Genomic DNA, 22,247 nt, shown 5'->3' on the forward strand with positions numbered 1-22,247 from the left:
GGAAAGGGGGCTGTTATGGCCGAGGAGCGGAGCGAGGGGGCTGGGAGCGCCCCGGCGGCAGACGCAGCGGGGAGCGCCTCGATGGCAGCCGTCACAGCTGCGGGCGCGCCCGCAGCGCGCTGCCGCGTGGCGCTCGGCATGAGCGGGGGAGTGGACAGCTCGGTGGCTGTGGCGGCGCTTCAGGCCGAGGGCTATGAGGTGGCAGGCGTCACCCTCGTGCTGCAGGACACGCCTGAGGCCCGCGCTGCAGCCGAGACCGCTGCGGGGGTCTGCGCGCGCCTGGGCGCCGAGCACCACGTGATAGCGCGCGAAGGGCTCTTCGAGCGAGCTGTGGCCGCGCCCTTCGCCGCGGCCTACGCGGCGGGCCTCACGCCGAGCCCGTGCGTGGGCTGCAACGCCGCGGTGAAGCTGCCGGCGCTTCTGGCTGTCGCCGACGAGCTGGGCTGCGCAGCGGTCGCTACGGGCCACTACGCGCGCGTGGGGCACCTGACCGACGGGCGCTGGGCGGTGCTCGCCGCGCTCGACCACGCCAAGGATCAGAGCTACATGCTGGCAGCCCTCACGCAGGGCCAGCTCGCGCGGCTCGTGCTGCCGCTGGGTGGCATGACCAAGCTGGCCGTGCGCGCTGCCGCTGCCGACCTGGGCCTGGCCTGCGCCGATGCGCCCGAGAGCCAAGACATCTGCTTCGCGCCCCAGGGCTACCGGGCCTTTCTCGCCGCCCGCGGCGTCACGGCTGAGCCGGGCCCCATCCTCCTGCCCGACGGGCGCGAGGTGGGGCGTCACCAGGGGTTGGCCTGCTATACCGTCGGCCAGCGCAAGGGCATCGGCGTGGCCGGCCCCGAGCCGTACTACGTGCTGGCCAAGCGCGTGGCAGACAACGCGCTCGTGGTGGGCCCGGCTGCCGCGGCCACGCTCGCGCGCGTGGAGACGGGGCCGGTCAACTGGCAGGCCGTCGACGGCTTGAACGCCCCCGCCGACGCCATGGTGAAACTTCGTTACCGATCGCGCCCGGCTGCGTGTATCATTGTTCCCAGAGAAGACGGCGGGGCGACCGTCCGGCTGCGCGAGCCGCAGCCGCTCACGGCGCCCGGTCAGTGGGCAGTGTTCTACCAAGGCTCCACCGTGCTGGGGGGCGCCGTGATCGAGGAGGTCGGATAGATGAGGAAGATATTCGTGGTGGGCGGCATGGGCGCGGGCAAGTCCACGGCGCGCCAGGCCCTCGTGGACGCGGGGCTGCCCTACATCGACCTGGACGAGGTGGGCCATCAGGTGCTCAAGTGGGATACGGTGAAGGAGGAGCTGGCCGAGACCTTCGGCGCTGACGTGCTCGACGCCGACGGCGAGGTCATCCGCAGCGCGGTGGCCGTCCGCGCGTTCGTGTCCCCGGCCGACACGCGCAAGCTTAACCGCATCACCATGCCGCGCATCGAGGAGGTCTACACCGACCTGCTTGCCCAGCTCGAGGCCAAGGGCAACGACGCGGTGGTGGTGGAGTACTCCGTCTTCAAGAACCGCGAGATGTCGCTGGCCTACTCGGCTGACGTGGTGCTGGCCGTGCTCGCGCCGCTCGATCTGCGCATCGAGCGCGCCGTGGCCTCCGGCTTTGATGAGGCCGACGTGCGCCGCCGTATCGCTCGCCAGATCACCGACGCCGATCGCATCGAGGCCTCCGACGTGGTCTTCAGCAACGACGGCACCAAAGAGGAGCTCCGCAACAAGGTCATCGCCTGGTGGGAGGACTACCAGGCCGCCCTGTAGCGCCTCTGTGATAACCGAAACGCGAGGGGGGCCGGGCACATGTCCGGCCCCCCTCGCGTTCTTCGTCCGCTCCTTTGCCTAGAGGTTGCCTTTCTTCTATAGTATTATTAGTATTCAATAATACTATTTAGGAAGGAGGGGCCGTGGATAGGGAAGGGGTGCTCGCCAAGCTGCGGCGCATCGACGAGAACGCATTCTTCTCTGGCGAGGTGCCCGAGGGACGAAAGGCGACGGTGGTGATCGTCGGAGGCAGCGCCCTCCTTCTGCAGCAGCTTTCTGCCAAGCCGGCGACGAAGGACGTCGACGTCCTGGCGGTCGAGGACGCCCTTAGGGCATTTCTGCTCGAAGACCCTGACTTCAACATGGGATGCCAGGCCTACTGCACGTGCCTTCTCTACAACTTCGAGGATCGCCTGGTCGAGGTGGGCGAGGCCTTCCGGTCAATGAGAGTCTTCACCCCCTCGCCCGAGGATCTTGCGGTGATGAAGCTGTACCGATGGGAGGCGCCGGATAGGGCCGACCTCACCAGCGCGGCGTTCCTGGATGCTCTTGACCGAGATCTCCTGGAGCGCCTCGTCCTCGATCCTGGCGAAGCGGCCGCGTCGCGCATCGCCGATCCGGAGAAGGATCGCGAGTATCAGAACCTGCTGTTCCATTACGGGGAGTATCGGGACGGGTGGTTGGCATGAGCCGGTCGCTCAGGAGCTTTCTGCTCGCGTATTGCCAAGAGCTGACGGGGTGCGGGACAACGAGCCTGAAGAGGCTCTTCAAGGCGGTGAGGGAGGGCGCGCCGCGCGCGTGCGAGGCGGTCTTCCTGTTTGCGGTGGCGGACGGCCGCGAGGGATACCTCCTCCGCCTCGCCCGCGGCACCGACTATGAGGCGGCCTACGAGAGGGCCGCCGCTGACCTGAGGGCATCGGGCGGAGACGTGGCCCGGTGGCTTGGGGGCCTTCCCGAGGCCAGCCGGTACCGTAAGGTATGGAATGCGTGGAGAAGCGAGTCGACGCGCCTGCAGAGAGATCGGGAGATGATGCCCGGAATCCAGCGGGCGATTGCGCAGGAACTCGACCGACACGGCCTCAGCCGTGCGCAGGCCTGCCGCGTGCTGGGGCTCAACAAGGGAAACTTCTACGCATTTATGAGCGGGGATATGACCAAGATGAGCCGGGATACGGCGATGCGGGCCTATCGGCAGCTGGCCGAGACGCAGGACTGATCGTGCCTGACCTGCCACCCCCCCCCGGAGAAGTCCGGCGGCGTGCCTGGTGGGAGGACTACCAGGCCGCCCTGTAGCGCCTCTGTGACGAGTTCTCCATCCCGCCTCCTTTTCCAAGCTCTTATGGTATAGTAGAACAACTGTACGTTTGAACTGAGGCGAGGAGGCGGGATGTCTCATCTTTCCAACTTGGAGGGCGTGGCCATGGAGGGGAAGCTGCCCGAGGTGCGCCTGGCGTCTACGCCGCTCAAAGTGACCTCGCCCTTCGAGCTGTCGGGCGATCAGCCCGAGGCGGTGCGCAAGCTCGCCGCCGGCATCGAGGAGGGGCTGCGCTACCAGACGCTGCTCGGCGTGACGGGCTCGGGCAAGACCTTCACCATGGCCAAGACCATCGAGGCCGTGCAGAAGCCCACCTTGGTTCTGGCGCCGAACAAGACGCTCGCGGCCCAGCTCGCCGCCGAGCTCAAGGAGTTCTTCCCCAACAACGCCGTCGTCTACTTCGTCTCCTACTACGACTACTACCAGCCTGAGGCCTACGTGCCGGCGTCGGACACCTTCATCGAGAAGGACGCCTCCATCAACGAAGAGGTGGAGAAGCTGCGCCATGCGGCTACGAGCGCCCTGCTCAGCCGCCGCGACGTCATCGTGGTGGCGTCGGTGAGCTGCATCTACGGCATCGGCAGCCCCATGGACTACGCGGGCATGGCCGTGTTCGTGGACAAGGAGGTTCCGGCCGACCGGGACGACGTGATTCACGACCTCATCGACATCCAGTACGATCGCAACGACTACGAGCTCAAGCGCGGCACGTTCCGCGTGCGCGGGGATGCGCTCGACGTGTTCCCGCCCTATGCCGACAACCCGCTGCGCATCGAGTTCTGGGGGGATGAGATCGAGGAGATAGCCGAGGTCGACCACGTCACCGGCGAGGTGCTGCAGACCTATGAGGCGCTGCCCATCTGGCCGGCGTCGCACTACGTCACCGCGCGCCCCAAGATGGATCGCGCCATCCGCACCATCCAGGACGAGCTGCGCGAGCGCCTGGCGCAGTTCAACGAGGACGGCAAGCTCCTCGAGGCCCAGCGCCTGGAGATGCGCGTCAACTACGATTTGGAGATGCTCGAGACCATGGGCTTCTGCTCCGGCATCGAGAACTACTCGCGCCACCTCGACGGGCGCGAGCCGGGCGAGCCGCCCTACACGCTCATCGACTACTTCCCGCGCGACTTCCTCTGCATCATCGACGAGTCCCACGTCACCGTCCCGCAGATCCGCGGCATGCACGAGGGCGATCGCTCGCGCAAGATCACCCTAGCCGAGCACGGGTTCCGTCTGCCGAGCTGCCTGGACAACCGCCCCTTGCGCTTCGATGAGTTCGAGCAGCGCGTGCCGCAGTTCGTCTACGTGTCGGCCACCCCGGGCGACTACGAGGAGAAGGTGTCCCAGGCCCAGGTGGAGCAGATCATCCGCCCGACGGGCCTGCTCGATCCGGAGATCGTCGTGCGTACGAGCGCGAGCCAGATCGACGACATCATCGACGAGGCGAAGGAGCGCGCGGCCCGCGATGAGCGCGTGCTCATCACCACGCTTACCAAGAAGATGGCGGAGGACCTGACCGACCACCTGCTCGACCAGGGGGTGCGCGCCCGCTACATGCACTCGGACATCGCCACGCTCGAGCGCGTGGAGATACTCTCGGCCCTGCGTCGCGGCGAGTTCGACGTGCTCGTGGGCATCAACCTCCTGCGCGAGGGCCTTGACTTGCCCGAGGTGTCGCTCGTGGCCATCCTCGACGCCGACAAAGAGGGGTTCCTCCGCAACCACCGCTCGCTCATCCAGACCATCGGGCGCGCGGCCCGTAACGTGTCGGGCCAGGTCATCATGTACGCCGACCGCATCACCGATTCCATGGACCGCGCCATCACCGAGACGCGGCGTCGTCGCGAGATACAGATGGCCTACAACGAGGAGCACGGCATCGAGCCGCAGACCATCCGCAAGGCCATCAACGACATCATGGGCTACGTGGCCGATGAGGCCGGATCGGTCACGGCCGAGCAGGTGAACAAGGAGCTCGCGGAGCTCTCGCGCGAGGAGGTGCTGCGCATCATCTCGTCGATGGAGGACGACATGGCCGCAGCCTCGCGCGACATGGACTTCGAGGAGGCCGCACGCCTGCGCGACCAGGTGGTGAAGCTGCGCGCGAGCGTCGAGGGCCAGAGCGAGGACGATGTGCTGAAGGATCTGCGTAAGACGGCTCGCAAGGGGAGCGCCTACGGCAATCGCAAGCACGCTGCCTACGGCAGCTCCCGCCGCTCGTAGCGCGCGGTCCTGGGGCGGATGACGCGAGGAGCTCCTGCTGGCCTCGTTGGCGGGGCGTGGGCGTCCTGAGGGGGCGTATCACCGGAGTCCTGCGGCCCTGCTGGGCGTGCGGTCGGCGGGGGCTGCGGATCGCGGCGACGGAGGCGTTGGCGTCAAGGCCGGTGAAGCCGTTTGCCGTAAAGGGGCGTGGTGTCCCTTCTGCGCGCGTCCGAGGCTTGGCGGGCGTCGTGCAAAGGGGTGTTGCGTCCGGTCTGGCGAGCGGCGGCTCGTCGCGCTGATGCGTGCGGGGGAGGCGGGCGCGCGCTGGACGGGTGCGGGATGCGATCTTGGGGGGCAGCCGTTCTGGTGGCCTGGGTGCTAGTCGGCCCCTCGGGGAGGGGGCTGATGCGCCAGCGCGGGATGCGGGGCGTGGCCTCGGGGACGTTGCGGGTGCTCGGAGCGGGGGTCTGGTTCCGGAGGGCCGATTCGCGCGGAGCGGGGCGAGTCCCGGAGGGCTGATTCGCGTTGAACGGGGGAGGGCCCGGAGGGGCTGACTCACGCGGAGCGGGGCTCGGGTCCGGAGTGCCGTCCGCTGGGGCCGGGATCCTGTGCCCAGCCCGCGAGAACCTGCAGAGGGCCGGCCTTCGCTGAAGCCGGCCTTGCTCGCAGGGGAGGGCTTCCGGATGCCCCCGCTCCCTGGCGCGTCCCTATCCGGAACCATGGCGGCGGCTTGGGGCACGCGGAACGGCGCTCGGGCCTCGGGAGGGCGATTCGCGCGGCGCGGGGCCGGGCCCCGGAGGGGGCTGACTCACGCGGGGCGGGGGGCTGCGATCCGGGGGCCGGTCCCTCGGCGTCGGCCTGCCCGCGCGTGCCGTCGTGGTCGCAGTTCGGGCAAAGGCGGGGGATGGCGGATTTCTGGCCAAAAAGGCTATGATTTACGCGTGAGAACGCGCAAACAAGGGCAAATCGGGCCAAAACGGCCACGGTTTACGCGGGATCGCTGGCCTAGCGTGCGTAAACCGTGGCCGTTTTGGCCGGAACGGGTCGGTTTGCCCTGCGTTTCGACAGGGCTGCGATAAGCTAGGCGCGAAAGGCAAGGCGCCTGAAGGAGGCACCATGATCGACGAGATACAAGTGGAGGACGTGGCCCTCATCCGGTCGGCATCCATGACGCCCTCGGCGCATCTCACCGTGCTCACGGGCGAGACCGGCGCCGGCAAGACGGCGCTGCTCTCGGCGGCCAAGCTGCTCATGGGGGCGCGTGCCGACAAGGGCGCCGTGCGCGAGGGGAGCGCCGCCGCGCGCGTGAGCGGGCGGTTCTACCTGCGCGCGTCGCTCGCGGGAGGTGCTCCCGATGGCCTGGCGCCCTCGGCGGACATCAGAGGCGCCTCTCGCGGCGCGGCGTCGGGCGCCGCATCGCCTGCGACATCTGCCGGGCACGCCGGTTCGGGCGCGCGTGGCGAGGAGGACGGCGCCGAGGCCGGCGATGACCTCGAGCTGGTGGTCACGCGGCGGCTCTCGGCGGACGGGCGCAGCCGCGTGACGCTCAACGGCGCCATGGCGAGCGTCACTGAGCTGGCCGAGCGCGTGGGGCCCTCCATCGACCTGTGCGGCCAGCACGAGCATCAGGCGCTCATGGCGTCCTCCTCCCACGGCCGGCTTCTCGACGCCTGGGGAGGCGCGGCGGTTGCCGAGGCGCGCGCTGCATGGGGCGCCGCCTGGACCGACGCCGTCAGCGCTGCGGCAGCCTATGAGCGCGTGTGCGAGGCGGCGAGCGCCTCGGCAACCGCCCTCGACGAGGCGCGTTTCGCCCTCTCCCAGATAGAGGCCGTGAACCCGCAGGAGGGAGAATACGAGGAGCTCGTGGCCTACCTCTCCCGCACGGAGAACGCCGAGGCCCTTGCCCGAGCCGCCCACGGCGCGAGCGAGGGATTGGCTGGCGAGGGGGGAGCCCTCGACGCCCTGGGCGCGGCGGCCTCTTTGCTGGAGGATGCGGCGCGCCACGACGAGGCGCTCGGCGCCTATGCCCAGTCCCTGCGCGAGGCCGGCTTCATCGTGGAGGACGTGGCGCGCGACATGGCCTCCTACGCCGAGGACGTGGAATTCGACCCGGCCGAGCTGGCGGCTGCCCAGGAGCGCGCTGCGGCCTTCCAGGGGCTTCTGCGCAGCTGGGGCCCGCGCTTGGAGGACGTGCTCGCCCGGCGGGACGAGGCGGCGGAGCTTGTGGCCTCCGTCGATGACGCCGACCGCGTGCGCCGCGAGGCCCGCGAGCGCCTTGACGCCGCCGAGGAGGCGCTCGCCGTCGCCGCGGACGCCCTGCACCTCGCCCGTGCCGCCGCCGCGCCGGCCTTCGCCGCAGCCGTGAGCGCCGTCATGGAGCGCCTTGAGATGGGCAGCGCCGCCCTTGAGTGCCAGGTCGATTTGCTCAAGCGTTCGCGCTGGTCGAAGGCGGGGCCTGACGCCGTAGAGTTCTTCTTCCGCCCCGGTGCCGGCATGCAGGCGCGTCCCCTCGCCCGCATCGCGTCAGGCGGCGAGGTGAGCCGCGTCATGCTGGCCGTCAAGGTGGTGCTCGGCGCCCATGATGAGGTGGACACGCTCATCTTCGACGAGGTGGATGCCGGCGTTGGTGGGGCGACGGCCGTAGCGCTGGCCCGGGTGCTGGCCGATCTGGCGCGCACCCACCAGGTCATCGTCGTGACCCATCTGGCCCAGGTGGCAGCATGGGCTGACACCCACTACGTGGTGGAGAAGTCCGATGCCGAGGCGCCCGAGACTACCCTGCGCGAGGTGTCCGGGGCAGACCGCGAGGCTGAGCTGGCCCGCATGCTCTCCGGCGACGCCACGGAGACCTCCCTCGCCCACGCCCGCGAGATGCTGGCTGCCGCGTCATAGGGGAGGCGTCGCATAACGATGGGGGGCTGCCGACAGCGCGGCGGCCCCCCATCACGTTATTCCTACATCTGCGCCGGGTCGTTGTAGGCCAGAAGCTCGTCGATGGTGACGAAGCGATAGCCCTGCTCCTTGAGGTAGGGAAGCGCCTGGCGCAGGGCCTCCACCGTCTGGGAGCGGTCGCCGCCGCCGTCGTGCATGAGAATGATGCTGCCGGGCTTGGCCTGCTTGATGCGGTCAGCGATGGCCTGGGCGCCCGGACGCCGCCAGTCCTCGGTGTCGATGTTCCAGCCGATCTCCGCGGTGATGTGCGGTTGGAGTATCTGCGCCGTCTCGGCGCTGAAGTTGCCGCCCGGGGTGCGGAAGGCGTGGCTTGCCGCCGCGCCCGTGGCGGCTTCGATGGCCTCGTAGCCCTTGAGCACCTCGTCCACCTGCTCCTGGGGCGTTTGGCGGCCCATGTCCACCCCGCGGCCGTCGCCGGCGCTCGCGTGGTCGTAGCTGTGGCTGCTGATCTGGTGGCCTGCATCATGGGCGCGCTTGACGACATCCGCATTGCCGCCGCTGATCTGCTGGCCGATGGTGAAGAACGTGGCCTTCGCGTCATTCTCCGCCAGAATGTCGAGGATGGCGCTGGTCGAGTCGGGCCAGGGCCCGTCGTCGAAGGTGAGGGCCACCACCTTGTCGCCGCCGGTGTCGGCGTTGTACTTCTTCACGACCTCGCCGACCGGCTCGGACACCACCTCGTCCACCGTCAGGCCGGAGACGGCGCCCGTGCGGCGCAGGGCCTTGCCGGCTGCGCCCGACCCGGCGTAGGCGTGGATGGCGCCGACGCCCGAGAACTCGATGGTCGGCGGGGCCGACACCTCCTCCTCGGCGTAATCTTCGGTCGCGTCAGCGCCGTCGGTCACGGAGAGCGCGGCGTCGCGGGGAAGCCTGGCGGCGCCGTCCTCCCAGGGCTCGCCGTTGAGCACGGCGGTGAAGCGCTTGCCGCCCCCCTCCTGAAGCAGGCTGCCGTCCACGGCCAGCAGGTTGCCGGGCGTGGGGCTGACGGTGCCCTTCTCGATGAGGGCGTCGAGGGTGGTGTCGCCGGGCACCTGGATGGTCTCGCCGTTGACGGTGAGGCTCATGAACGGCGGGTTGAGAAGCAGGTAGGCGCCCACGCCCACGACCGCCACCACGAGCGCCGCCACGGCGACGAGCGCCTTCGACGGCCGCCTGGAGCGGTTGCGGCGGCGCACGTCGGGCAGGGCGACCGCCCCCTCGAGCGCGCCCTGGAGGTGTGGGGTGGGGGTGGCCTGGCGCAGGGGCTCGTCGCCGTCAGCGCGCGGAACCACGCGGGCATGCGCGGTGTCCACGCCGATGACGGGCGTGGAACCGGTGGCGCCCGGCTGGATGACGATGCCGCGGCCGCCGTGCGCCTCGTCGCCAAGGCGCGAACCGACCGTCACCCGGTCGCGTGGGTTGCCTGGCAGCGGCCGCTCGGCCGGCTCGTCCTCGACGAACTCGAAGTCTGTGTCGTCGGCAGGGGAGGGAGCGGCGTCTCCCGGCGCGCCCCAGGCCTCCGGCGGCTGGCCGCCGCGCGCCGCGGGCGCGGCATGGCGCCCCCGGCCTCCGGCTGCGGCCGCCTGGTGCTCGGCGGCGGGCGCAGCGGCGCTCTCGGGCTGGGCGCCCGCGGCCTCTCGTCCTGCGGCGACGGCCCCCGAGGCGCCGGCCGCCTGCTGCGGGGCGCCCCCCGTCACGGGGGCGGCGTAGCGTCCCCGCCGGACGCGGGCGCCGTTGCGGGGGTTGTTCTGCTGGGGCATCGACGTTCCTCTTCCCATGGTCTCGGCCGCACGGCCGTCAATTTAGGCTAACTTTCGCTATTTCAGCATATCCGCGCGCGACTTTCTACTGGCAACGGCAAAAAGATGCAGAAAATTAAGGGAGGTCAGGTGCCGTTTTTCACTCCTGACCCTCCCGATCGGCGCTTGTTGCCGAAATGAGTGCTTGCTCCGGCGGCTCGTTGTGGTAAAGTGCGCTTCAGCAATTGAATACCTTAAACCGATGAGGCGAAGGTCAAGCCATCAGAGCACTCACAGAGAGCGGGCGCAGCTGGGATTCCCGTAGTAACGCTGGATGGTAAATGGGTCGCCGAGGGAAAGGGGAAAGGCCGCGGAGGTGCGCGTCGTCGCCAAGGCCGAGTATCCGGACCGTGAGCCTGCGTTAAGGGCAGAGCATGTGATGGCATGCTCGTGAGGGGGTTCGCGCAAGCGAGCCAAGTAAAGGTGGCACCGCAGATCAAGGGATCTGTCCTTTAACCGAAGGACAGATCCCTTTTGTTTTGCGGGGGTCATCGCCGAGCTATCAGCGGCACGTCGGCAAAGGGGCAATTGCGAGGGAGGCCTGCCAAGGGGGCGGGCCCGAGCGGGCGGCAGGACGCCGCCGGAAAGGAAGGATCATCATGACCGAGCCTCGCATCACCGCCGAAGCCGCCCGTCCGGGCGCCAAGCGCGCCGTCGCCGCCCAGGAGAAGAAGGGCCTCACGGCCCAAGACCTCATCCTCGTGGCCGTGCTCCTGGCCGCCGGTGCCGTGCTCAAGCTCACGGTGGGCAGCCTCTTGGCCGCCTTCGGCATGAAGCCCAACTTCATCATCGCCGCCTACTGCCTGGCCATCATCCTCATCAGGCCCAACCTGGCCCAGTCGGCGGCCATCGGCATCATCGCCGGCCTGGTGTGCCAGATCCCCCTGCTCAACGCCACGCCGCTGCTCAACATCCCCTCGGAGCTCCTGGGCGCGCTCGCCTGCGGCCTGCTCATCCGCGTGCCCATGAGGATCGGCGGCAAGCTGGACGCCAACCCGCTCGTGAACACCTTCATCTCCACCTGCGTGTCCGGCTTCACCTTCGCGGCGCTGTCCGCCTACATCAACGTGGTGTCCGTCGGCGGCGACTTCGCCGTGGCCATGGCCGCCTACGTGGCCATCGTCTTGGGCACCGCCACCTTCAACGCCATCTTCGTGCAGATCCTCGCCGTGCCGCTGAAGAAGGTCCTCAAGCGCTAGGGCGACGGGCTCGGCGCGGGCCGGCCAGGGCGCCGTCGCGGGCTCCTGGCCGTCCTGCGGCAGGGGAGAGACGAAAGGAAAACGTCATGATCGAGATACGGGACTTCAGCTTCCGCTACCGCGAGGGCCGCGAGCCGGCCGTGCGCGACGTGAGCCTGTCCATTCCCGACGGCTGCTTCGTGGGCGTCACCGGGCCGGCCGGCTCGGGCAAGTCCACCCTCACCTACGCGGTGAACGGCATCATCCCGCACTGCTACCCGGGCGACTTCTACGGGGCGGTGACGGTGGACGGCCTCGACACCGTGGAGGCGTCGCTCACCGACGTGTCGCGGCTGGTGGGCAGCGTCTGCCAGGACATCGACTCGCAGATGGTGAACGCCGTGGTGGAGGACGAGATCCTCTACGGCCTGGAGAACTTCGCCGTGCCGCGCGACGAGATTCCCGCGCGGGTGGACGAGGCCCTGTCGTCCATGGGCATCGCCGATCTGCGCGACCGCACCATCGACAGCCTCTCGGGAGGCCAGAAGCAGAAGGTGGCCGTGGCCTCGGTCATCGCCCTCAAGCCGCGGGTGCTCGTGCTCGACGAGCCCACGGCCGAGCTGGATCCGGCCTCGTCGGTGGCGGTGTTCGAGCTACTGGCTCGCTACGCCCGCGAGCACGGCACCACGGTGATCGTGGTGGAGCAGAAGATCGCGCTGCTCTCCGACTACGCCGACCTGCTGGTCATCGTGGACGACGGCGCCATCCGCTACGCCGGCGCGCCCGACGAGGTGCTGGCCCATTCCGAAGAGCTGCTGGCCCTGGGCGTCAACTGCCCGCGGTCCACCACGCTCATGAACGCGCTCGCGCGGCGCGGCCTCTACGACGGGCCCGCCGTGCGCAACGTGGCCCAGGCGGCCGCGGCGTGCAAGGAGGTGCTCGCATGATCGAGTTCAAGAACGTCAGCGCCGGCTACGACGGCGGCGCGCCGGTGCTGCGCGACGTGAGCTTCTCCATCGCTGACGGGGAGTTCGTCGCCTTCGTGGGCACCAACGGAGCGGGGAAGTCCACCACCATGCGCCTGGCCAACGGCCTGCTCAAGCCCCGCGCGGGCGAGGTGCTGGTGGACGGCGCGTCCACGCGTGACCTCAAGGTGAGCGAGCTGGCCCGCAGGGTGGGCTTTCTCTTCCAGAACCCCGACCGGCAGATCTGCTGCAACACCGTGCGCGAGGAGCTGCTCTTCGGCTTCAAGGCGCTCGGCGAGGAGGGGCCGGCGGCCGACGCGGCCGTTGACGCCATGATCGCGCGCTTCGGGTTCGACCCGGACGCCGAGCCCTTCCTGCTCAACCGGGGCACGCGCCAGCTGCTGGCCCTGGCCTCCATCATCGTGCTGGCGCCTCCCGTCATCATCCTGGACGAGCCCACCACGGGCCTGGACTTCCGCGAGTGCGTGAAGGTGATGGACACGGTGCGCGAGCTCAACGAGGGGGGCACCACGGTCATCATGGTCTGCCACGACATGGAGGTGGTGGCCGACTTCGCCCGGCGCGTCATCGCCATGACCGACGGGCGCGTGGTGGCCGACGGCCCCACCTTCGAGGTGCTGCGCGATCCCGCGGCCCTCAAGGCGGCCCACATCCTGCCGCCCCAGGTGACCGAGGTGGCCCTGATCCTCGGCCGCGACGTGCCCGGCGTGCCGGCCGCCGTGGCCGAGGCCGACACCGTGAGCCAGATGGTAGAGGCCCTAGCCGCCGCGCGGGGCGAGGAGGCGGTCGGGTCGGAGGCCGACGCCCCGTCCGACGACGTTGCCGCCGTGCTGGCGGCCGAGGAGGCTGCCGCGCCCGCGCGCCCGGCTGCCTGCGCAGAAGGGAGCCGGTGATGGCGAAGTTTCTGGAGTACGTGCCGGGGGACAGCCTCCTGCACCGCATGAGCCCCGCGGCCAAGCTCGTGGGCGCGGTTCTGTTCGCCGTGGCCTGCTTCGTCAACTCAAACCTGGTGTTTCTGCTGGTCATGCTGGTCATCGCCCTGGCCTTGGCCGCCTCGTGCGGCCTGGGGCGCCAGACAGCGGGGCTGTGCAAGGCGGTGCTGGGCTTCTCGGTCATCCTGGCCGTGGTGCTCGTGCTGACCACGCCTGCGGGCACGCCCCTCGTGCCGCTGCCCTGGGGCTACATTGGCACCGGCAGCCTGCTCGCGGCCCTCACGGTGATCGTCCGCCTCATGGCCGCCGCCATCCCGCTGTTCCTCGTGTTCTACGTCACGCGGATGAGCGACATCACCAACGCGGCGGTCAAGCAGCTGCACGTGCCCTACAAGTACGCCTTCACGTTCACGTCCACCGTGCACTTCATTCCCGTGTTCATGAACGACATGGCCGGCATCATGGAGGCCCAGACGGCCCGCGGCGTGGCGTTCGACGGCTCGCTGCCCAAGAAGATCCGGCTCATGGTGCCCCTGTGCGTGCCGCTGCTGGTGAGCTCGGTGCGCAAGACCAACTCGACCGCCATCGCCGCCGAGGTGCGCGGGTTCAACCTGCGCACGCGCGAGAGCGGCTACAAGGACTACCCCCTCGCGGCGCGCGACGTGGCGGCCCTGGGCCTGTGCGTCGCGCTGCTGGGGGCGGCCATCGCGCTCACGGCGCTGGGGGCGTAGGGCCGAGGGGGCGCCGGATGTACGCGAGGCGCCCGCCAGCCAGGCGCTTTGCCGGGCCTGCGGCAGCGAGGGCGCGGGCGCGGGGCCTGCGGCGGCGCAGGGCGAACGAGGGAGCGGGCGACGGCGCTGGGCCTGCGAAAGCATGGGCGAGGATGCGGGCGCCGGGCCTGCGGCGGTGCGGCCGTGGGCGCGGCGCCGGGCCTGCGGTAGCGCGAGCGCAGGCGCGTCTTGGGCCCGCGTCCTTCCCGGGGATGGTTCTCTTGCAAGAGCGCACGGGGTATCATGCAGGTTCACTATCGTGCGACGAAGGGATGTCCATGCTCACCATCGGGTGCCATCTTTCCAGCTCCAAGGGCTATGAGGCCATGGCCCGCGCGGCGGCCTCCATAGACGCCAACACCTTCCAGTTCTTCACGCGCAACCCGCGCGGCGGCAAGGCCAAGGCCATCGACCCGGCGGACGTGGCCGCCTTCGAGCGGCGCGCGGCCGAAGAGGACATCGACGTCATCCTCGCGCACGCCCCCTATACCCTGAACCCGGCGGCCGCCGACGGGCGCGTGCGGGACTTCGCCCGTGCCACCTTCGCCGACGACCTCGTGCGCATGGAGGCCACGCCCGGGCAGCTGTACAACTTCCATCCCGGGTCGCACGTCAAGCAGGGCGCCGAGGTGGGTATCGCCAAGATCGCCGCCATCCTGAACGAGGTGCTCGCGCCTGGTCAGAGCACCACCGTGCTCCTGGAGACCATGGCGGGGAAGGGCACTGAGGTGGGCGGCCGCTTCGAGGAGCTGGCCGCCATCATCGACCAGGTGGAGCTTGACGGCCAGGTGGGCGTGTGCCTGGATACCTGCCATGTGTGGGACGCGGGCTACGACATCGCGGGCGATCTGGACGGCGTGCTCGAGGAGTTCGACCGCGCGATCGGGCTCGCGCGCCTGCGCGCCGTGCACCTCAACGACTCCCTCAACCCGCTCGGGGCGCGCAAAGACCGCCACGCGGCCATCGGCGAGGGACACATCGGCTTCGAAGCGCTCTCGGCGGTGACCCGCCACGAGGCGCTCCGCAGCCTGCCCTTCTTCCTGGAGACGCCCCACGACGATATCTCCGGCTATGCCGATGAGATAGCGCGCCTACGTGCCGCGTGGGAGTAACAGCACGTCAAGTGCTGAAAGCACCCGTGTCGCGCGGGCGGGCGCCACGGGGCGAACCTATGTTTTTCCGCGAAAACGCTTGCCAGCGGGGGTCACTTTAGGGAAGATGAGTTGATCTGCCAGCGCCTGGCACCCGCAGGGGGAGGGGCGCGCTGCCCCGCCGCGCCGCGCCGGGGCCCGCGGCAGCAGGACAACGGAAAGGTGACCCCTTGACGATATCGAGGTTCACGACGAGGTTCCTGGCCGTCATCACGGCCCTCGCCCTTGTCTGCGCGTGCCCCGGGCTCGCCACCGGCAGCGCCTGGGCCGACGAGGTGGACGACGCGCAGGCCGTGCTCGATGCGGCCGAGGCGCGCATGGAGTCCCTCTCAGCCGAATACGAGTGGCTCTCCGCCCAGGTGGCCGACTTGCAGACCCAGGTCGACCAGGCTGCGGCCGATGCGCTGGCCGCCCAGGAGGAGGTGCTGGCCGGTCGCGCCGCCCTCGGCGAGACGGCGGCCTCCGAGTACCGCGGCGGTAGCTCCGTGTCGCTACTCACGGTGGTGCTCGAGTCCTCCAACTTTACCGACCTTCTGCGCAACATGGAGTACGTCGGCCAGATCATGCAGTACCAGGCCGACGAGGTGCAGGCCCAGAAGGAGCGCAAGGAGCGCCTCGATGCCATAGCGGCCGACCTGAACGAGAAGAAGAACGCCCAGGAGAAGGCCCTGGCCGACCTGGAGCAGAAGCGCGTGGAGGCCACCAACGTGGTGGCCGAGGCGAGCGATCGGCTGGCTGACGCCAAGGCCGAGCAGGCCGAGCGCCTGGCCGCTCTCGAGCGTCAGGCCGCCGAGCTCGAGCGCGCCCAGAGCCAGGCCGAGGCCCCCGTGGTCGGCAACGCCACCACCACCGACCGCGACGAGGTGATTCCCGACAGCACCCCGGTCAAGCCCAATCCTGATACCAGCGCTCCCGGCGGGAGCTCAGGTTCCGGCTCCGGCTCGTCGGGCGGCGGGTCGAGCGCGGGCGGGTGGCTCACCGGCGTCGCCTCGGCTTACGGCGGCTCGTCGGACAAGACCACGCCCAACCCGGGCACCACGGCCAACGGGTCGGTCTGCGACGACTGGTCCATGGGCGTGGCCATCCCCCTGTCGATGCCCAACTGCCGCAGCTACCTGGGCCGCACCGTCGAGATCTCCTACAACGGCATGACCGTCTACGCCACCGTCAACGACCTGGGCGGCATGGGCGGCGGCAGCCGCAAGCTCGATTTGCAGCCCGGCGTGTTCAAGGCCTTCGGCTTCAGTACCTGCCAGGAGTGGGGTCTGCGCACGGTGAGCTACCGCTTCCTGTAGGCGTCCTGCGCGGCCCGCGCCCACGCCCGGGGCTCGCGCGCCTTGCTGCGTGCCCCGCATCCGTCGAGCGGCCTAGGTGCCGCCTTCGCGTCTGCGCGCCTCCCGCGTTTTCTCGAGCGCCTGCCGGCCGCGCCCTCGGCCCAGGGGCGCCTAGCGCCTCCGCATCCGCTGCGCCCCTGCACTCGCGTCCGCACCCGCTGCGTCCCCCGCACTCGCTGCGTCCCCCGCACTCGCTGCGCCCCGTGGGGTGTGGCCACACTCGCTGGGGACACCAAACCTCGGGAATTTCCCCCGTTTCTGCAAAAACGGACGGTTCTGCACCCTCTCCGACGGCTTCTCCGAGGGTCGCCCAGGGCGGTGGCCACGTTTCTCCTGCAAAAAGCCGTGGCTAACAATGCATGCCTGCCGCGTCGCGCTCAAACGGAGTGCAAAACCGTTCGAATCTGCGTTTCGGAGTAAGAAACTCCCACTCGCGCCCAAGTGCGCTATACTTCACGCTTACATGCGACGACGAAGACAGTGGCGCGCGATGCCCCGCCTCCAGAGAAGGGCCCCTTGGCTGAAAGGGCTCGGCTCGGGCGGCACGCCAATTCCCTTCCGAGCAGCGTCCCTGAGAGCGGACGTCCCACGGCCTGCGGGCCGCAGGGGCGAGACGGCCGGTAGGGGACGACGGCCTGCCCCCGTCACCGGGCCAAAGAGCGGGCGACGTCCGCGCCAGCGCAGACGGCCTTGGCCGGCGGTATGCCCGCCCGCGGTCGTGATGCACCGGCCCCCGTCGCCAACCAGGGTGGTACCGCGAGAGCCTCCTCTCGTCCTTGGAATCGGATCCCGCATCCGCCAAGGGCGCGGGGAGGCTCTTTTTCGTTGAAAGGAAGGAAAGATGGCAATCACCGAGGAGCTGTCGGCGCTGCGCGACGACACGTTGGCCGCCATCGCCGCGGCCGAGACGACGGCGGCGCTGGAGGAGGTGCGCGTGGCCGTGCTGGGCAAGGCAGGGTCGCTCACCGGCTACCTGCGCTCCATGGGGCAGGTTCCCAAGGAGGAGCGCGCCGCCGTGGGCAAGGCCGTGAACGAGGCCCGCGTGGCCGTGGAGGAGGCGCTCGGCGCGCGCAAGGCGACGCTCGACGCTGCCGAGCTGGACGCCGCCATGGACGCGGCGGCCGTGGACGTCACGCTGCCGGGCCGCGTGCAGCAGCGGGGCACCCGCCATCTCATCAACGGCATCATCGACGAGATCTCCGAGATCTTCCTGGGCCTGGGCTACTCCGTGGCCGAGGGTCCGGAGGTGGAGACCGACTACTACAACTTCGAGGCGCTCAACGCCCCGGCCGACCACCCGAGCCGCTCCATGCAGGACACCTTCTACGTGCTCGACCGCTCCGGCGACGCCGCCCGCGTCCGCGGCGAGTCCGAGGTGCTGCTGCGCACCCAGACCTCCGGCGTGCAGGTGCATGCCATGGAGGACCAGGAGCTGCCCATCTACGTCATCGCCCCGGGCAAGGTGTACCGCCGCGACGTGGCCGACCCCTCGCACCTGCCGCAGTTCCACCAGATCGAGGGCCTGGTTGTGGACGAGGGCATCACCTTCGCCGACCTCAAGGGCACGCTCGACTACCTCTGCAAGCAGATCTTCGGCCCCGAGCGCAAGACGCGCTTCCGCGCCCACTACTTCCCGTTCACCGAGCCCTCGGCCGAGGTGGACGTGAGCTGCGGCATCTGCCACGGCGAGGGCTGCCGCATGTGCAAGGGCACCGGCTGGCTGGAGATCCTCGGCTGCGGCATGGTGGATCCCAACGTGCTGGAGATGAGCGGCATCGACCCGGAGCGCTACTCCGGCTTCGCCTTCGGCATGGGGGTGGAGCGCATCGCCTGCCTCAAGTACAACGTCCCCGACCTTCGCATGCTGCTGGAGGGCGACATGCGGTTCCTGCGGCAGTTTTAGGTTACGCCGTTGCTTACGCAACGGCGTAACGACTCGATGCTGCGGGTCCGACAGGCACCTGGCCTAGCCCCTTGTGCGCTTACCCTCGCGGCGCGAAGGCCGCTCGGCCGCGCGGCGGGGCTATCCCAGGCACCTGTCGGCCCCTCGCTGACTTCCTTAGGCGAATTCCTAAGACAAAAATAGGGAAATAGGGATGACGAAGAGAAAGAAAAAGTTATGAGAGTATCCCTGAAGTGGCTTTCTGAGTACGTAGACGTCCCCTCGGACGTCAAGGCCTTCTGCGACCGGCTCGACCTGACGGGCACGGGCGTCGAGGGCGTCGAGAAAACGGGCGAGGCCTTCGACGGCGTGGTGGTGGGCGCGGTGCTCACCTGCGAGCCCCATCCCGACAGCGACCACATGCACGTGGTGACCGTTGACGTGGGCGCCGACGAGCCCGTGCAGATCGTCTGCGGCGCGCCGAACATCGTCGCGGGCATCAAGGTGCCGGTGGCCTGCGTGGGCGCGGTGCTGCCCGGTGACCTGAAGATCAAGAAGTCCAAGCTGCGCGGCGTCGTGAGCTGCGGCATGTGCTGCTCCCAGCGCGAGCTGGGCATGGGCTCCGACCACGCCGGCATCTGGGTGCTGCCCGAGGACGCGCCCGCGGGCCAGCCCATCGCCGAGTACCTGGGGATGGGCGACACGGTGCTCGATCTGGAGATCACCCCCAACCGCCCTGACTGCCTGTCCATGACGGGCATGGCCCGCGAGGTGGGCGCCATGTACCAGGCTGACGTGGCCTACCCGCTTAAGGCCATGGCGGCCAAGCTGCCCGCCGTGACGGCCGGCGCGCCTGCGGCCGACGCCGTCACCGTGGAGGTGGCCGACCCGGCCCGCTGCGCCCGCTACACCGCCCGCGTCATCGACGGCGTGAAGGTGGGGCCGAGCCCCGACTGGCTGGCCGAGCGCGTGACCGCCGCCGGCGCCCGGTCCATCAACAACGTGGTGGACGTGACCAACTACATCCTGTTCCTGTTCGGCCAGCCGCTCCACGCCTTCGACTTCGACCGCCTGGCGGGCGACGACGGCGTGGCCCGCGTGGTGGTGCGCCCTGCCGGCGACGGCGAGCAGCTCACCACCCTCGACGGCGCCGAGCGCGTGCTCAGCTCCGACATGACCGTCATCGCCACGCCGGAGCGGGCCGTGGCCCTGGCCGGCGTCATGGGCGGCCAGGACACCGAGGTGGAGGAGGACACCACCACGGTGCTCCTGGAGGCGGCCACCTTCGAGCGCGGCCGCACGTCGCGCACGAGCCGCAACCTGGGGCTCATCTCCGAGTCGTCCATGCGCTACGAGCGCGGCGTGGACGACAACCCCATCGACGTCATCTCCCAGGCGGCCGCGGCACTTCTGGCCGAGGTGTCCGGGGGCACGGTGCGCCCCGGGGTGGTGGACGTCTACGCCGAGCGCACGCTGCCGCGCGAGCTCGCCTTCCGCATCCCGCGCTTCTGCGCCATGATGGGCGCCGACATCCCCGCGTCCTTCGTCGCCGACATCCTGGAGCGCCTGGGCTGCGCGGTGGCTGCCACCGACGACGCCGACGTGCTGGCCGTGACCGCCCCCACCTTCCGTCCGGACCTGGAGCGCGAGATCGACCTGTACGAGGAGGTCCTGCGCCTGTGGGGCATGGACCGCATCCCCTCCACGCTGCCGGGCAGCCCCCAGCGCGTGGGCACCCGCACCGAGGCCGAGCGCGCCATGGACACGGTGAACGAGACCCTGAGATCCGCCGGCCTCAACGAGACCATGACCTACTCCTTCGCCGAGCCGGCCGACCTGGAGCGTTTGCGCCTGCCGGCCGAGGGGCTGGGGGAGCCGGTGGAGCTGCTCAACCCGCTCAACGCCGACCAGTCCGTCATGCGCCAGTCCATCGTGCCGGGCCTTCTGCGCTCGGTGGCCTACAACCTGGCCCGCGGCGTGGCCGACGTGCAGCTCTACGAGGTGGGCACCGTGTTCTCCGCCGCCGAGGGCCGCAAGAAGCCCAAGGAGCGCCGCCGCATCGCCGGCGCGCTGGCCGGCGCCATGGGCGATGCCGCGTGGAACCGCGCTCGGGTGCCCTTCGACTTCTTCGACGGCAAGGGCGTGCTGGAGTCGCTTGCCCGCGAGCTGGCGCTGCCCAAGGTGCGCTTCCGCGCCCTCTCGGCCGACGAGGCCCCGCACCTGCAGCCGGGCCGTGCCGCCGAGATGATGGCCGACGGCGCCGTCATCGGCTGGGTGGGCGAGCTGCACCCCCTGGCCGCCCGCGCCTTCGACATCGAGGTGCCGGTGACCGTGTTCGAGCTGGACGCCGGCGCGCTGGTCAAGGCCGCCCGCCCGGCGCGGCCCTACGTGGACGTGCCGGTGTTCCCGGCCGTGGCCGTGGACGTGGCGCTGGTGGTGGACGAGGGCGTCACCCACGAGCGGCTGGTGCAGTGCATGACCTCGGCCGGCGGCAAGCTCCTGGAGGACGTGCGCCTCTTCGACGTGTACCGCGACGAGGAGCGCGTGGGCGCCGGCAAGAAGTCCATGGCCTACAGCCTGACCTACCGCGCCCCCGACCGCACCCTCACCGGCGAGGAGGTGGAGCGCGCCCACGGCCGCCTGCTCACCAAGGTGGAGAAGGCCACCGGCGCCGAGGTGCGCGGATAGCGCCACCTCCCGAGTTCCAACAACAAGCGGCCGCCTGCAAGGGCGGCCGCTTTTCTCATGCGTCTGCAGGGAAATGCTGGAAAATCGGTCAATTACTTCGAAATTCCGAGCCAGCGTAACCCCATGGCGTGCTAAAAGTTATAGACGGATAACCGCGACCAGGGGAAACGCGGCGGGATTGGCGTCCACGTCCTGTCAGCGCCGCTCAAAAGCTACGAAGGGGCTCGGAATTTCGAAGTAATTGACCGATTTCGGGCCTTGCTTCCGCAGAAGCGGGCGCATCCCGGCCAGGCGCGACGCCGCCGGCGCCCCATGGCGCCAGTCGGCCGATGACCCCGGGATGCCCGGAACCCCGGGCGGGGCGCCGCTGCCGTCGCAAGCTCAGCGGAAGGCGGCCGCCTCACGGGGGGGGGTGGCGCTGCCCCTCGCGCGGCCGCTAGATGTCCAGCGTCATGCCGTCGAGGGCGGCCACCACGCGGCCGTCGTACTGGCGCAGGTAGTCGGTGAGCTCGGCGTAGGTGATGGGCTCGTCGTAGTGCAGGCACATATGGGTGAGGTAGATGGTGCCGGCGTCCAGGGCCAGGCCCTCCTCGATGCACTCCTGGATGGAGTGGTGATCGTTGGGGGACCAGTTGCCCTTCCAGAAGGTGGCGTCCATGGCCAGGATGTCGCAGCCGCGCACGCGCTCGGCCGTCTCCGGCGGCAGCGTGGCGGTGTCGCTGGCGTAGAACAGGCGCGTGCCGGGCGTCTCGACGAGGTAGCCGTAGGTGCCCGGCGCGTGGGTGACGGGGCAGGCGGTGTAGCGCACGCCGTCGAAGACGTGGGTCTCGAAGGGGGCCAGCACGTGCTCGTCCAGGCAGTAGTCCATATAGTGGAACTCGGCGTTGATGCCGGCCAGGGCCTCGGCGCTGCCGAACACCGGCATCGGGCGCTTCTGCACCAGCTGCACGAGGTACTCGTACTCGCCCAAGCCGCCGATGTGGTCGAAGTGGCAGTGGGTGAAGAGTATCTCGTCCACCGCGCGGATGCCCTCGCGGATGAGCTGATGGCGCGCGTCGGGGGGCGTGTCGATGACGAGCGTCTGCTCGCCGCGCACCATGACGCCGCAGTCCCCACGGGCCAGGCGCGGATCGGCTCGCGCCTCGGTGCAGGCGGGGCAGTCGCAGAAGAACGACGGCACGCCGCAGCCGGCGGCCGTGCCCATGAACGTGAAGCGGTGGGTCATGTGGATGCCTTCCTCAAGGGGTTCTCGCGGCGATTATAGCGCCGTGCCGCCGCCGACGCCCCCAGGCGCCTTTCATCGGAAAAGAATGACGGCTCA

At 69.8% G+C, this 22,247-nt stretch carries 16 protein-coding genes; 14 read left to right on the plus strand and 2 right to left on the minus strand.

Going from position 1 to position 22,247, the window contains the following annotated elements; all coding sequences use genetic code 11:
* Window positions 1–15: 15 nt before the first annotated feature.
* The 6 genes from mnmA to AC6I0Y_RS03360 all read left to right on the plus strand — a co-directional run bounded on the left by mnmA (window position 16) and on the right by AC6I0Y_RS03360 (window position 8,167).
* Window positions 16–1,158, plus strand: coding sequence for a tRNA 2-thiouridine(34) synthase MnmA (mnmA, locus tag AC6I0Y_RS03335; RefSeq protein ID WP_497733085.1), 1,143 nt, complete (start codon window positions 16–18; stop codon window positions 1,156–1,158).
* Window positions 1,159–1,758, plus strand: coding sequence for a dephospho-CoA kinase (coaE, locus tag AC6I0Y_RS03340; RefSeq protein WP_497733087.1), 600 nt, complete (start codon window positions 1,159–1,161; stop codon window positions 1,756–1,758).
* A 143-nt stretch (window positions 1,759–1,901) separates the two neighbouring features.
* Complete coding sequence (locus AC6I0Y_RS03345; protein WP_497733089.1) at window positions 1,902–2,447, plus strand: DUF6036 family nucleotidyltransferase; 546 nt, start codon at window positions 1,902–1,904, stop codon at window positions 2,445–2,447.
* Entirely contained in the window at window positions 2,444–2,974 is a 531-nt protein-coding gene (locus tag AC6I0Y_RS03350) for a hypothetical protein (RefSeq protein ID WP_497733091.1), read from the plus strand. The genes AC6I0Y_RS03345 and AC6I0Y_RS03350 overlap by 4 nt, the downstream gene beginning before the upstream one ends.
* A 171-nt stretch (window positions 2,975–3,145) precedes the next feature.
* Window positions 3,146–5,296, plus strand: coding sequence for an excinuclease ABC subunit UvrB (uvrB, locus tag AC6I0Y_RS03355; protein ID WP_160709884.1), 2,151 nt, complete (start codon window positions 3,146–3,148; stop codon window positions 5,294–5,296).
* A gap of 1,095 nt (window positions 5,297–6,391) precedes the next feature.
* On the plus strand, window positions 6,392–8,167 hold the full coding sequence (locus AC6I0Y_RS03360) for a DNA repair protein RecN (protein WP_497733093.1): 1,776 nt from the start codon (window positions 6,392–6,394) through the stop codon (window positions 8,165–8,167).
* A gap of 62 nt (window positions 8,168–8,229) precedes the next feature.
* Here AC6I0Y_RS03360 and AC6I0Y_RS03365 read toward each other — a convergent pair whose 3' ends face one another.
* Window positions 8,230–9,966, minus strand: coding sequence for a polysaccharide deacetylase family protein (locus AC6I0Y_RS03365; protein ID WP_497733096.1), 1,737 nt, complete (start codon window positions 9,964–9,966; stop codon window positions 8,230–8,232).
* Between the two features lie 638 nt (window positions 9,967–10,604).
* On the opposite strand from AC6I0Y_RS03365, the gene AC6I0Y_RS03370 reads away from it, so the two are divergent.
* The 8 genes from AC6I0Y_RS03370 (at window position 10,605) to pheT (ending at window position 20,926) form a co-directional block, all read left to right on the plus strand.
* A complete protein-coding gene (locus tag AC6I0Y_RS03370) occupies window positions 10,605–11,204 on the plus strand; it encodes a tryptophan transporter (protein ID WP_497733098.1) in 600 nt (199 codons plus the stop codon).
* Window positions 11,205–11,290: 86 nt separating this feature from the next.
* Window positions 11,291–12,130, plus strand: coding sequence for an energy-coupling factor ABC transporter ATP-binding protein (locus AC6I0Y_RS03375; protein ID WP_160708893.1), 840 nt, complete (start codon window positions 11,291–11,293; stop codon window positions 12,128–12,130).
* Window positions 12,127–13,062 carry an energy-coupling factor ABC transporter ATP-binding protein gene (locus AC6I0Y_RS03380; RefSeq protein ID WP_497733100.1) on the plus strand — a complete coding sequence of 312 codons (936 nt, stop codon included), beginning with the start codon at window positions 12,127–12,129 and terminating at the stop codon, window positions 13,060–13,062. Before AC6I0Y_RS03375 ends, AC6I0Y_RS03380 begins: the two co-directional genes overlap by 4 nt.
* Window positions 13,062–13,832 carry an energy-coupling factor transporter transmembrane component T family protein gene (locus AC6I0Y_RS03385; RefSeq protein ID WP_160708889.1) on the plus strand — a complete coding sequence of 257 codons (771 nt, stop codon included), beginning with the start codon at window positions 13,062–13,064 and terminating at the stop codon, window positions 13,830–13,832. The genes AC6I0Y_RS03380 and AC6I0Y_RS03385 overlap by 1 nt, the downstream gene beginning before the upstream one ends.
* 317 nt (window positions 13,833–14,149) lie before the next feature.
* Window positions 14,150–14,983, plus strand: a complete 834-nt coding sequence (locus AC6I0Y_RS03390; RefSeq protein ID WP_160708887.1) for a deoxyribonuclease IV — start codon at window positions 14,150–14,152, stop codon at window positions 14,981–14,983.
* Window positions 14,984–15,192: 209 nt separating this feature from the next.
* The gene (locus tag AC6I0Y_RS03395) at window positions 15,193–16,317 is read left to right on the plus strand and encodes a coiled-coil domain-containing protein (protein ID WP_236643362.1); all 1,125 of its coding nucleotides are present in this window, start codon (window positions 15,193–15,195) and stop codon (window positions 16,315–16,317) included.
* Window positions 16,318–17,197: 880 nt separating this feature from the next.
* Window positions 17,198–18,259 carry a phenylalanine--tRNA ligase subunit alpha gene (pheS, locus tag AC6I0Y_RS03400; protein ID WP_160708885.1) on the plus strand — a complete coding sequence of 354 codons (1,062 nt, stop codon included), beginning with the start codon at window positions 17,198–17,200 and terminating at the stop codon, window positions 18,257–18,259.
* 216 nt (window positions 18,260–18,475) lie between these two features.
* Window positions 18,476–20,926 carry a phenylalanine--tRNA ligase subunit beta gene (gene pheT, locus AC6I0Y_RS03405; RefSeq protein WP_497733105.1) on the plus strand — a complete coding sequence of 817 codons (2,451 nt, stop codon included), beginning with the start codon at window positions 18,476–18,478 and terminating at the stop codon, window positions 20,924–20,926.
* Between the two features lie 436 nt (window positions 20,927–21,362).
* Here the strand turns inward: pheT and AC6I0Y_RS03410 are convergent, their stop codons facing one another.
* On the minus strand, window positions 21,363–22,151 hold the full coding sequence (locus AC6I0Y_RS03410; protein ID WP_497733108.1) for an MBL fold metallo-hydrolase: 789 nt from the start codon (window positions 22,149–22,151) through the stop codon (window positions 21,363–21,365).
* Window positions 22,152–22,247: the final 96 nt, after the last annotated feature.

The organism is Adlercreutzia sp. St.1H8 (assembly GCF_059728655.1).